Raw genomic sequence first — 12,138 nt, 5'->3', positions numbered from 1 at the left:
AATGCATTTCCCTGTGGGAGCGAGCCTGCTCGCGAAGAGGCCCTCATTAATACCTTCAGGCTTGAGGCTTGACCCGGTCCGCCGGGCGCCGAACACCAGCGACAATCTTGTCCACAGCCTTGGTCGCCGCGACCATGCCAAATGTCGCGGTAACCATCATCACCGCGCCAAATCCGCCGGCGCAGTCGAGCTTCACGCCGTCGCCGACAAAACTCTTCTGCAGACAAATGCTGCCATCCGGTTTCGGGTAGCGCAGCTGTTCGGTGGAAAACACACACGGCACGCTGTAGTGACGGGTCACGGTGCGGGAGAAGCCGTAGTCCCGGCGCAACGTCGAACGGACTTTCGAGGCCAGCGGATCGTTGAAGGTGCGGTTCAAGTCGCAAACCTGAATCAGCGTCGGGTCGATCTGCCCGCCCGCGCCGCCGGTGGTAATGATCTGGATCTTGCGGCGTTTGCACCAGGCGATCAGCGCCGCTTTGGCGTTCACCGCATCGATGCAGTCGATCACGCAGTCGATGTTCGGCGTGATGTATTCGGCCATGGTGTCGCGGGTGACGAAATCGGCCACGGCGTGCACCGTGCAATCGGGGTTGATCCCGCGCAGGCGCTCGGCCATCACCTCGACCTTGGGTTTGCCGACAGTGCTGTCCAAGGCGTGCAACTGACGGTTGGCATTACTGACGCAGACGTCATCAAGGTCGAACAGCGAGATCTCGCCCACCCCGCAACGGGCCATGGCTTCCGCCGCCCAGGAACCGACGCCACCAACGCCGACGATCGCCACATGGGCGGCGCGCAAGCGTTCCAGGCCCTCGATGCCATACAACCGGGCGATGCCTGCAAACCGCGGATCTTCTGTACTCATGACCATTACCCCAAAAACCGGCGCGCATTATAGGGCTACGCAGCGACAAGTTTTAAGCTGCAAGCGACAAGTGTAAGAACTTAAGTCAGAGACGGCTGCCCAATGTCAGGCATTTTCCCGTCAGTTGTACGACTGGTTAACCGCCGGTGTAGGATGCGCGCCCCTCGGGCGTCTATCCGACCGATCCTTCGTTCCACAGCCTTTGGAACCCGAAACAGCTATGTCATCGCGTAAATTTGGACTCAACCTGGTGGTGGTGCTGGCCATCGCTGCCTTGTTCACCGGTTTCTGGGCGCTGGTCAATCGCCCGGTCACGGCGCCGAACTGGCCGCAGCAAATCTCCGGCTTCTCGTATTCGCCATTCCAGCAAGGCCAATTCCCACAGAAGGATCAGTATCCGTCTGACGATGAAATGCGCCGTGACCTGGAAATCATGAGCAAGCTGACCGACAACATCCGTATCTATTCAGTCGACGGTTCGCTGGGAGACATCCCGAAACTGGCGGAGGAATTCGGCCTGCGCGTCACCCTCGGTATCTGGATCAGCCCGGACCAGGAACGCAACGAACGGGAAATCACCAAAGCCATCGAACTGGCCAACACCTCGCGCAGCGTCGTGCGCGTGGTGGTCGGCAACGAAGCGCTGTTTCGTGAAGAAATCACCCCGGAAGCCCTGATCGTTCTGCTGGATCGGGTGCGCGCTGCGGTCAAAGTACCGGTGACCACTTCCGAGCAATGGCACATCTGGGAGAAATACCCGCAACTGGCCAAACACGTTGACCTGATCGCCGCCCACGTCTTGCCCTACTGGGAATTCATTCCGGTGGACAAGGCCGGCCAGTTCGTCTTCGACCGCGCCCGCGATCTGAAAAAACTCTTTCCGAAAAAACCGCTGCTGCTGTCCGAAGTCGGCTGGCCGAGCAACGGTCGCATGCGCGGTGGCGCCGATGCATCGCCGGCAGATCAGGCAATTTATCTGCGCACGCTGGTCAACAAGCTCAATCGCCAAGGCTTCAACTACTTCGTGATCGAAGCGTTCGATCAGCCGTGGAAGGCCAGCGACGAAGGTTCGGTCGGCGCCTACTGGGGCGTGTTCAACGCCGCGCGCCAGCAGAAATTCAATTTCGAAGGCCCGGTGGTGGCGATTCCACAATGGCGCGTACTGGCGATCGGCTCAGTGGTGCTGGCGCTGCTGTCGCTGACCCTGCTGATGATCGACGGCTCGGCCCTGCGCCAGCGCGGTCGTACGTTCCTGACGTTTATCGCGTTCCTCTGCGGCTCGGTGCTGGTGTACATCGGTTACGACTACAGCCAGCAATACAGCACGTGGTTCAGCCTCACGGTCGGATTCCTCCTGGCGCTCGGTGCGCTCGGGGTATTCATCGTCCTGCTCACCGAGGCCCATGAACTGGCCGAAGCGGTGTGGATTCACAAGCGCCGGCGGGAATTCCTGCCGGTGCTGGGCGATTCCGACTACCGGCCGAAAGTGTCGATCCACGTGCCCTGCTACAACGAGCCGCCAGAGATGGTCAAACAGACCCTCGATGCCCTGGCCGCGCTCGACTATCCGGATTTCGAAGTCCTGATCATCGACAACAACACCAAGGATCCGGCGGTGTGGGAACCGGTGCGTGACTACTGCGCAACCCTCGGCCCGCGCTTCAAGTTCTTCCACGTTTCGCCGCTGGCCGGTTTCAAGGGCGGCGCGCTGAATTATCTGATCCCGCACACCGCCAAGGACGCCGAAGTCATTGCGGTGATCGACTCCGATTACTGCGTGCACCCGAACTGGCTCAAGCACATGGTGCCGCACTTCGCCGACCCGAAAATCGCCGTGGTGCAGTCTCCGCAGGATTATCGCGACCAGAACGAAAGCACCTTCAAGAAGCTCTGCTACGCCGAATACAAAGGCTTCTTCCATATCGGCATGGTCACCCGCAACGACCGTGACGCGATCATTCAGCACGGCACCATGACCATGACCCGCCGCTCGGTGCTGGAAGAATTGGGCTGGGCTGACTGGTGCATCTGTGAAGACGCCGAACTCGGTTTGCGCGTGTTCGAGAAAGGCCTGTCGGCGGCGTATTACCACGACAGCTACGGCAAGGGCCTGATGCCGGATACCTTCATCGACTTCAAGAAACAGCGTTTCCGCTGGGCCTATGGCGCGATCCAGATCATCAAGCGCCACACCCGCAGCCTGCTGCGCGGCAAGGACACCGAACTGACCCGTGGTCAGCGCTATCACTTCCTCGCCGGCTGGCTGCCGTGGGTTGCCGATGGCATGAACATCTTCTTCACCGTTGGCGCGCTGTTGTGGTCGGCGGCGATGATCATCGTGCCGCAACGGGTCGATCCACCGTTGCTGATTTTCGCGATCCCGCCGCTGGCGCTGTTCGTGTTCAAGGTCGGCAAGATCATCTTCCTCTACCGTCGCGCCGTCGGCGTGAATCTGAAAGATGCGTTCTGCGCGGCGCTGGCCGGGTTGGCGTTGTCGCACACCATCGCCAAAGCGGTGCTGTACGGTTTCTTCACCACCAGCATTCCGTTCTTCCGCACGCCGAAAAACGCTGACAACCACGGTTTCTGGGTGGCGATCAGCGAGGCTCGCGAGGAGCTGTTCATCATGCTGTTGCTGTGGGGCGCGGCGCTGGGGATTTTCCTGGTGCAGGGCATTCCGAGCAATGACATGCGCTTCTGGGTGACCATGCTGCTGGTGCAGTCGCTGCCGTATCTGGCCGCGCTGATCATGGCGTTCCTGTCGTCGCTGCCCAAACCTGCGGCCAAGGCTGAGCCGGCACCGGTCGTCTAAATCCGCAACGCAGCACTAAACGGCGGCCAATGGTCGCCGTTTTGCTTTAAGATAACCGCCATTTTGCGGGGCTTGGCGTGATAACCGGTCTGACTGACCACCCCTGTCCCTTGTGGGAGCGAGCCTGCTCGCGAAGGCGTTGTAACATTCAACCTTTAAGGTGCCTGGTAGACCGCTTTCGCGAGCAGGCTCGCTCCCACATTAGAAGCCCAAGCTCACACCCCATGATCCCGGAGTTTTCCATGACGGCCCACGCCGACCTATCGCCGACCCTTCAACTGGCCATCGACCTGATCCGCCGTCCCTCCGTAACCCCGGTCGATGCCGACTGCCAGAAGCAGATGATGCAGCGCCTGGGCGATGCCGGTTTCACCCTGGAGCCGATGCGCATCGAAGATGTGGATAACTTCTGGGCCACCCACGGCAACAACGACGGCCCGGTGCTGTGCTTCGCCGGCCACACCGACGTGGTGCCGACCGGTCCGGTTACCGCATGGCAGATCGATCCGTTCAATGCCGTGATCGACGAACATGGCATGCTCTGCGGCCGTGGCGCGGCAGACATGAAAGGCAGCCTGGCGTCGATGACCGTCGCCGCTGAACGCTTTGTCGCCGATTACCCGAACCACAAAGGCAAGGTCGCTTTCCTGATCACCAGCGATGAAGAAGGCCCGGCGCATCACGGCACCAAGGCTGTGGTCGAACGTCTGGTCGCGCGCAACGAGCGTCTGGACTGGTGCATCGTTGGCGAACCGTCGAGCACTACGCTGGTCGGCGATGTGGTGAAAAACGGCCGTCGCGGTTCCCTCGGCGCCAAGCTCACGGTCAAAGGTGTGCAGGGTCACGTGGCCTACCCGCACCTGGCGAAGAACCCGATCCATCTCGCCGCTCCGGCGCTGGCAGAGCTGGCCGCCGAGCACTGGGACCACGGCAACGACTTCTTCCCGCCGACCAGTTTCCAGATTTCCAACGTCAATTCCGGCACCGGCGCGACCAACGTGATCCCGGGTGATCTGGTGGCGGTGTTCAACTTCCGTTTCTCCACCGAATCGACCGTCGAAGGCCTGCAGAAACGCGTTGCCGATATTCTCGACAAGCATGGTCTGGACTGGCACATCGACTGGGCGCTGTCCGGCCTGCCGTTCCTCACCGAACCGGGCGCGCTGCTCGATGCGGTATCGTCGAGCATCAAGGACATCACCGGTCGCGAGACCAAGGCGTCGACCAGCGGCGGCACCTCCGATGGCCGTTTCATCGCGACCATGGGCACGCAAGTGGTTGAACTGGGCCCGGTCAACGCGACCATCCATCAGGTCAACGAGCGCGTGCTGGCGGCGGATCTCGATGTGCTGACGGAAATCTATTACCAGACCCTGATCAAGTTGCTCGCCTGATGCTCGCGTGCCCGATCTGCAGTGAACCGCTCAACGCGGTAGAGAACGGCGTGGTCTGCCCCGCCGGGCATCGGTTCGACCGTGCGCGCCAGGGTTATCTGAACCTGTTGCCGGTGCAGCACAAGAACAGCCGCGACCCGGGCGACAATCAAGCGATGGTCGAGGCACGGCGTGATTTCCTCAACGCCGGGCATTACGCGCCAGTGGCCAAACGTCTGGCTGAATTGGCGGCGAGTTACGCGCCGGAGCGCTGGGTCGATATCGGTTGTGGCGAGGGTTACTACACCGCGCAAATCGCCGAAGCTTTGCCGAACGCTGATGGCTACGCGCTGGACATCTCCCGCGAAGCTGTCAAACGCGCCTGCAAACGCAACCCGGCGATCACCTGGTTGATCGCCAGCATGGCCCGCGTGCCATTGGCTTCAGGCAGTTGCCAGTTTCTCGCCAGCGTCTTCAGTCCGTTGGATTGGGAGGAAGCCAAGCGTCTGCTCAGCGTCGGCGGTGGGCTGATGAAAGTCGGCCCGACCCGTGGCCATCTGATGGAATTGCGCGAACGCCTGTACGACGAAGTGCGCGAGTACACCGACGACAAGCACCTGGCCCTGGTGCCGGAAGGCATGGTTTTGGCGCACAGCGAAACCCTGGAATTCAAGCTGACCCTGGACAAGCCCGAGGACCGCGCCAACCTGTTGGCGATGACGCCTCACGGCTGGCGTGCCAGTGCCGAGCGTCGTGCGGCGGTGATCGAACAGGCCGAGCCGTTCGAGACCACCGTGTCGATGCGCTACGATTATTTCGTTCTTCAATAACTTTTGGTCTCGGGCACAGGCCCGGGGCCGGCTAAATCCGCGAATGGATTTTTCAGACCCGCAGTGAGGACATCCATGCGCCAACCGGACATCGAGATTTACCTGAAAGACGCCGACGTCGACCACAAGGCCATCGCCGCCTGGCTCGGCCAAGCGCTAGGCCCGTGCAGCGACTGGGTACAGAAAGGCCAGACGTACAAGTGCAAGGCCGGCAACGTGCCGGTGACCTGGCTGCCGAAAGCCGTGGGCAAGTGGAACAGCCTGTTCCTGGAAAGCGACCAGACCCCCTGGGACGACGACATCGCCTGCGCCCGCGCAGCCTTTGCCGCACTGAACGTCGAAGTGCGTTGTGCACCGGGGACGTGGGTCGAAGAAGAAGGTGAAGAAACCGCCGATCGCTGGATTCGCATCAGCGAAGACGGAGAAGAAGAGATCACCTGGAAGACCGCTTAGCGGCAGCTAAAAGCTTCAAGCTTCAAGCTTCAAGCTTCAAGCTGAACTGCTTGCAGCTTGAGGCTTGAGGCTTGAGGCTGCTTTTACAGGCCTACAACGTCTTCCGCCTGCAACCCTTCTCGCCGGTGATCACCGCATACTCGACCTGCTGACCTTCGGTCAGCGAGCGGTGCCCTTCGCCGCGTATCGCGCGGTAGTGCACGAACACGTCCACGCCGTCGTCGCGCTGGATAAAGCCGTAGCCTTTGGCGTCGTTGAACCACTTCACGTTGCCGGTTTCGCGTGTTGCCATCTGTTCATACTCCTTTTTTATTATTGAACGGGCTTTTCGCAGGAAAGCCTTAGAGGAACGTCAGCCTGCGTCCGACGTCCATGACAGGGCACCGGCAACAGAGCGCCGAGTATATGACAGGTGAAGAAACTCTCAACAGGAGATTACTTCGGCGCTTTTTTGCCGATTTTCGCCTAATACGGCAAACTGTCCGCCCCGAGCGCCTGCTCGGTTTTATCCACTCACGCAGAAGCCGTATGACCCGTTCCCCGTTCCGCCGTCTTGTGTTTGGCACCCTGCGCCGCCTGTTGTATCTCTGGGTTCGCTCCGAGACCATCAATCAGTCGTCGTTCACTCTTAACCTCGACCGCAGTCGTCCGGTGTTCTACGTCCTGCAAAACCCTTCGCTGACCGATCTGGCGGTGGTCGACACCGAGTGCACCAAGGCCGGCCTGCCCCGCCCGGTGCTGGCGGTGTCGGTCGGTACGCTGATCGAACCTGCGGCGTTTTTTTATCTGACACCGGACCCGGACTGGCTCGGCCGCCAGGACAAACGTGGTGCGCCGCCGACCCTCACCCGTCTGGTCAGCGCGCTGACGCAGAACGCTGCCGAAGACGCGCAGATCATTCCGGTCAGCGTGTTCTGGGGCCAGTCCCCGGACAGCGAAAACAGTCCGTGGAAACTGTTGTTCGCCGACAGCTGGGCAGTCACCGGACGCCTGCGCCGGCTGCTGAGCATCATCGTCCTCGGGCGTAAAACCCGCGTGCAATTTTCCGCGCCGATCCACCTGCGCGAATTGATCGATCACAACAAGGGCCACGAGCGCACCGTGCGCATGGCCCAGCGCATCCTGCGCGTGCACTTCCGCAATCTCAAAGCTGCGGTGATCGGCCCGGACATTTCTCACCGGCGCAATCTGGTCAAAGGCCTGCTCAATCAGCCGTTGGTCAAACAGGCGATCCTCGACGAAGCCGAGCGCGAGAAAATCTCCCCGGAGAAAGCCAAGGCCCAGGCCCTGCGCTATGGCAACGAGATTGCTTCGGACTACACCTACACCGCGATCCGTTTTCTCGAAGTGGTGCTGAGCTGGTTCTGGAACAAGATCTACGACGGCATCAAGGTCAATCACATCGAGGGCGTGCAGAACGTTGCGCAGGGTCACGAAGTGATTTACGTGCCGTGCCATCGCAGCCACATCGATTACCTGCTGCTTTCCTATCTGCTGTTCCGCAATGGTCTGACCCCGCCGCACATCGCCGCCGGGATCAACCTGAACATGCCGGTGATCGGTAGCCTGCTGCGTCGCGGCGGTGCGTTCTTCATGCGCCGCACCTTCAAGGGCAATCCGCTGTACACCTCGGTGTTCAACGAATACCTGCACACGCTGTTCACCAAAGGTTTCCCGGTGGAGTATTTCGTCGAGGGCGGGCGCTCGCGCACCGGGCGCATGCTGCAACCGAAAACCGGAATGCTCGCAATCACCCTGCGCAGTTTCCTGCGTTCGTCGCGGATGCCGATCGTGTTCGTGCCGGTGTACATCGGATACGAGCGCGTGCTCGAAGGCCGCACCTACCTCGGTGAGCTGCGCGGCGCGAGCAAAAAGAAAGAGTCGATCTTCGATATTTTCAAAGTGATCGGCGCGCTCAAGCAGCGCTTCGGTCAGGTCGCGGTCAACTTCGGCGAGCCGATCAAACTGGCGGAATTTCTCGACGCCGAGCAACCGGACTGGCGCCGGCAGGAGCTCGGCCCGCAATTCAAACCGGCGTGGCTCAACGAAACCACCAACCGCCTCGGCGAGAAAGTCGCCCGGCACCTCAACGAAGCGGCGGCGATCAATCCAGTGAATCTGGTAGCGCTGGCCCTGCTGTCGACCACGCGTCTGGCCCTGGATGATCGCGCCATGGCGCGGGTGCTGGATCTGTATCTGGCGCTGCTGCGCAAGGTGCCGTATTCGCCACACACCACCTTGCCTGAAGGCGATGGCCGCGCGCTGATCGAGCATGTGAAAGACATGGATCTGCTCGCCGAGCAGAACGATGCGCTGGGCAAGATTCTGTATCTGGACGAGCAGAACGCGGTCCTGATGACTTACTACCGCAACAACGTCCTGCACATTTTCGCCCTGCCCTCGTTGCTGGCGAGTTTCTTCCAGAGCACCTCGCGCATGAGCCGCGAGCAGATCCTGCGCTACACCCGCGCGCTGTATCCGTACCTGCAATCGGAGCTGTTCATCCGCTGGAGCCTGGACGAACTCGACGCGGTGATCGATCAGTGGCTGGAAGCGTTCGTCGAGCAGGGCCTGCTACGTTTCGAGAAAGACCTGTACCTGCGCCCGGCGCCGAGTTCGCGGCATTTCGTGCTGCTGACGCTGCTGTCGAAAAGCATCGCGCAGACCCTGCAGCGGTTCTACATGACCGTGTCCCTGCTACTCAACAGCGGCCAGAACAGCATCAGCGCCGAAGAGCTGGAAGACCTCTGCACGGTCATGGCCCAGCGTCTGTCGATCCTCCATGGCCTGAATGCGCCGGAGTTCTTCGACAAGAGTCTGTTCCGCCACTTCATCCAGACCCTGCTCGACCTCGACGTCCTGCGCCGCGACGAAGCCGGCAAGCTCAGCTACCACGAACTGCTCGGCGAGCTGGCCGAAGGCGCGGCCAAACGCGTGCTGCCGGCGGAGATTCGCCTGTCGATCCGCCAGGTCGCGCTGCACCGCAGTGAAGATGCGGCGGATCAGATCACGCCACAGCCTGAGGCTTGAAGCCTTACCCCTGTGGGAGCGAGCCTGCTCGCGAAGACGGAGTGTCAGTTGCCATTTATTTTGACCGATCCACCGCTTTCGCGAGCAGGCTCGCTCCCACATTGAAAGGAGATTCACCCATGAAAAAACTGTTGACCCTCGCCGCCGCCACCCTGCTCAGCGCCTGCCAATCAACCACACCCGCCGGCAAGGCCAGCCTCGACGGCGAAGTCTTCTACCTGCAACGCATCGCCCTGCCCCCGAGCGCGACTCTGAGCGTCAGCCTGCAAGACGTGTCGCTGGCCGATGCACCCGCCATCGTCCTCGCCGAACAGAAAGGCCCGATCAAAGGCCAGGTGCCGCTGCCATTCCATTTGAGCTACGATCCGGCGCAGGTCAAATCCGGCCATCGTTATTCGATCAGCGCACGCATTGAAGTCAACGGCGAGCTGATGTTCATCACCACCGAAAACCACGCCGTGCAACTCGACGGCAACGACCCGCAGCCGCTGAAAATCCGCGTCGACGCCGTTCGTTAATCCATTTTTCGCCACAAGGAAGCCGCCATGCGCCGCCCTACCCTTCGCTTCGCCGCCGCCTGCGCCGGCTTGCTGATCTCCGCCAACGCCCTGGCCCTGTCGCTCAGCGACCTGTCGCAGCAAGACGCCACCGGCGGCCTCAAGGACGCCCTGACCCAAGGCGCCCAGATCGCCGTGAAACAACTCGGCACCCCGGGCGGCTTCAGCAATAACCCCGAAGTGAAAATCGAACTGCCGGGCAAACTCGGCAAAGCCGCGAGCAAGATGAAAGCCTTCGGCATGGGCGCCCAGGTCGAAGAACTGGAAACCGCGATGAACAAAGCCGCCGAATCCGCCGTGACCCAGGCCCAGCCAATCCTCGTCGATGCAGTGAAGAAGATGAGCGTGGCCGACGCCAAAGGCATCCTCAGCGGCGGCAATGATTCGGCGACCCAATACCTGGACAAATCCAGCCGCGAACAGATCCGCGCGAAATTCCTGCCCATCGTCAAGCAAGCCACCGACAAGGTCGGCGTCGCACAGAAGTACAACTCGTTTGCGGGCCAGGCCGCTGCGTTTGGCGTGGTGGACGCGAAGAGCGCAAATGTCGAGAACTACGTCACCGAGCAAGCACTGAATGGCCTGTTCGAGATGATCGGCAAACAGGAAGAAACCATCCGCCAGAACCCGGCCGCTGCGGCGACGAGTCTGGCGAAGAAAGTGTTTGGTACGCTTTAAGTCGTTACAACATGGGGGCGATTCAATTCGCTCCCATGCTTGCCTCCACGTAAAGAACTACGTAAAAAAAACACCCACTCCCGCCCCATCTTCCTTCTCTCAAAAAGCTGCAATTGGTCCAGCCCTTCCAGGATCGACGCCGCCTCGCTACCCGAGCAGGAAAAATTTTCCGCGACATTGCTCGCCGTAAACTCCTTCGCCTCCCCGCTTTTAGCCACCTGATACACCGCGCGCTGCCGTTCCGTCAGTTGAGCAATTACGCCAGAGCTCGTCAGCCAGCGCTGAAAGTCCTGAGTGTCTGCCAGACTCTTGCGGTACACAGTTGTAAAACCGACCACGGCTCGCAAAACAACCGCGCATTGAAACTCGATGAAATAAGTCAGATCCAGCTCATCCGCCTCGGTGTGCAGGTAGGAGCGTCCGTATTTCACCGGTGCATTGCGCAGCAGCAGACTGATCGCAATGTAGCGAAACGCCGCGAACTCATGTTTGAACATGAACCAGTAAAACAAGGCTCTCGCGACCCGCCCGTTACCGTCGCGAAATGGATGTTCATAACCCATGGCGAAATGCAGCGTCACGGCCTTGATCAGTGGATGCAGATAATTTTGGTCCAGAATCGAGGCAGCGGGCCGGTTGATCCAGGCGGACAGCCTCGCCAACCGCGCAACCAATCCTGCAGCAGGAGGTGGTCGGTGCACGGTGTTGCCTGAACCATCCTGAACAACCACCTCATCATTGGTCCGGAACAATCCTGGGGAATACTGCTCGTCATCGATCCCCTCCACACCCACTCGATGGATCTCTGCAATCAGCTCAATGCTCAGAGGTTCATAACGCTTTTCCCAAGCGAAATTCATCATTCGATAATTCCCCATGACCATGCGCTCATCTGGCGTCCGCGGCTGGCGCTGATGCTTGAGCATGTCCCTGGCTACGCGCGTGGTAGTCGCCGCGCCCTCCAACTGGCTACTGGCGATGGCTTCGTCTTCGATCAGGTCATTGAGCAGACAGGAGAAATGCGCCCGCTCGCCGATCTGACTTGTCATGTAATCCAGCGCGGCCGTACTGGCGTAACGATCCACCACAGCCAAGGTTTTCTGCGCCAACGGCGTTGGCACGTATTTGCCCCACTGCACCGGCTCGCCCAACGGCAACAAATGAATGTACTGGGCCGCCCGCGCCTTCTTCACCAACGCCCAACAAAGATTCGCGTCCAACCCAGCCGCCCAGCGATAGCGCAACGCCTCGAATGGCAGATAGCGCCCCTGATCATCGAGCGGCTTGAGCAGCGCCAGATAATCCGCAAGTCGTTGCTTGTGGGGCGAGCGGGCCAACAGGTCGAAAACAGGATCCGTTCTGCCAGCTAATGTCGGTGGTTTCTTCATCAGACAGACTCAAGGACTCGGAAAAGCAGAACCCGGAGTACAGCATTGGACGGCCAGCGCCTCAAGATCGGAGGACTCTGAAGAAGCTGTAGGAAAGCAGCGTGAATTGGCGATTCGAAATGAATTGGCTGTCAGACCGCCTTCGCGAG

Annotated in this window: 9 protein-coding genes and 1 pseudogene; 7 read left to right on the top strand and 3 right to left on the bottom strand. The window is 60.4% G+C overall.

Annotated features, from left to right (window positions below; translation table 11 throughout):
* Positions 1-55 precede the first annotated feature (55 nt).
* Positions 56-874: a tRNA cyclic N6-threonylcarbamoyladenosine(37) synthase TcdA gene (tcdA, locus tag FEE99_RS09980; RefSeq protein WP_039762445.1), complete on the bottom strand. Its 819-nt coding sequence runs from the start codon at positions 872-874 to the stop codon at positions 56-58.
* A 214-nt stretch (positions 875-1,088) separates the two neighbouring features.
* Between tcdA and FEE99_RS09975 the strand changes: the two genes are divergently transcribed.
* From FEE99_RS09975 to FEE99_RS09960, 4 genes are all read left to right on the top strand, one after another.
* Positions 1,089-3,680 (top strand): glycosyltransferase, encoded by a 2,592-nt coding sequence (locus tag FEE99_RS09975; RefSeq protein WP_041478137.1) that lies wholly within the window; start codon positions 1,089-1,091, stop codon positions 3,678-3,680.
* Positions 3,681-3,922: 242 nt separating this feature from the next.
* On the top strand, positions 3,923-5,074 hold the full coding sequence (dapE, locus tag FEE99_RS09970; RefSeq protein ID WP_041478138.1) for a succinyl-diaminopimelate desuccinylase: 1,152 nt from the start codon (positions 3,923-3,925) through the stop codon (positions 5,072-5,074).
* A complete protein-coding gene (locus FEE99_RS09965; RefSeq protein ID WP_041478139.1) occupies positions 5,074-5,883 on the top strand; it encodes a putative RNA methyltransferase in 810 nt (269 codons plus the stop codon). Before dapE ends, FEE99_RS09965 begins: the two co-directional genes overlap by 1 nt.
* 75 nt (positions 5,884-5,958) lie before the next feature.
* Complete coding sequence (locus FEE99_RS09960) at positions 5,959-6,336, top strand: hypothetical protein (RefSeq protein ID WP_016771488.1); 378 nt, start codon at positions 5,959-5,961, stop codon at positions 6,334-6,336.
* An 83-nt stretch (positions 6,337-6,419) separates the two neighbouring features.
* Here the strand turns inward: FEE99_RS09960 and FEE99_RS09955 are convergent.
* A pseudogene (locus FEE99_RS09955) lies at positions 6,420-6,628 on the bottom strand (cold-shock protein).
* A 236-nt stretch (positions 6,629-6,864) separates the two neighbouring features.
* Between FEE99_RS09955 and plsB the strand changes: the two are divergent.
* The 3 genes from plsB to FEE99_RS09940 all read left to right on the top strand — a co-directional run bounded on the left by plsB (position 6,865) and on the right by FEE99_RS09940 (position 10,601).
* A complete protein-coding gene (gene plsB, locus FEE99_RS09950; RefSeq protein WP_041478140.1) occupies positions 6,865-9,366 on the top strand; it encodes a glycerol-3-phosphate 1-O-acyltransferase PlsB in 2,502 nt (833 codons plus the stop codon).
* A gap of 119 nt (positions 9,367-9,485) precedes the next feature.
* Positions 9,486-9,884, top strand: coding sequence for a YbaY family lipoprotein (locus tag FEE99_RS09945; RefSeq protein WP_041478142.1), 399 nt, complete (start codon positions 9,486-9,488; stop codon positions 9,882-9,884).
* A 27-nt stretch (positions 9,885-9,911) separates the two neighbouring features.
* Positions 9,912-10,601 carry a DUF4197 domain-containing protein gene (locus FEE99_RS09940; RefSeq protein WP_041478144.1) on the top strand — a complete coding sequence of 230 codons (690 nt, stop codon included), beginning with the start codon at positions 9,912-9,914 and terminating at the stop codon, positions 10,599-10,601.
* On the opposite strand, the gene FEE99_RS09935 is transcribed toward FEE99_RS09940, so the two are convergent.
* On the bottom strand, positions 10,598-11,989 hold the full coding sequence (locus FEE99_RS09935; RefSeq protein WP_041478145.1) for a Fic family protein: 1,392 nt from the start codon (positions 11,987-11,989) through the stop codon (positions 10,598-10,600). The two genes, FEE99_RS09940 and FEE99_RS09935, sit on opposite strands and share 4 nt — an antisense overlap.
* Positions 11,990-12,138 lie beyond the last annotated feature (149 nt).

Origin of the sequence: Pseudomonas sp. ef1, from assembly GCF_007293365.2 — a bacterium.
Lineage (GTDB): Bacteria > Pseudomonadota > Gammaproteobacteria > Pseudomonadales > Pseudomonadaceae > Aquipseudomonas > Aquipseudomonas siliginis.
Note: the sequence above shows the minus strand (reverse complement) of the source record. Positions and strands in the feature narration are given on the sequence as shown.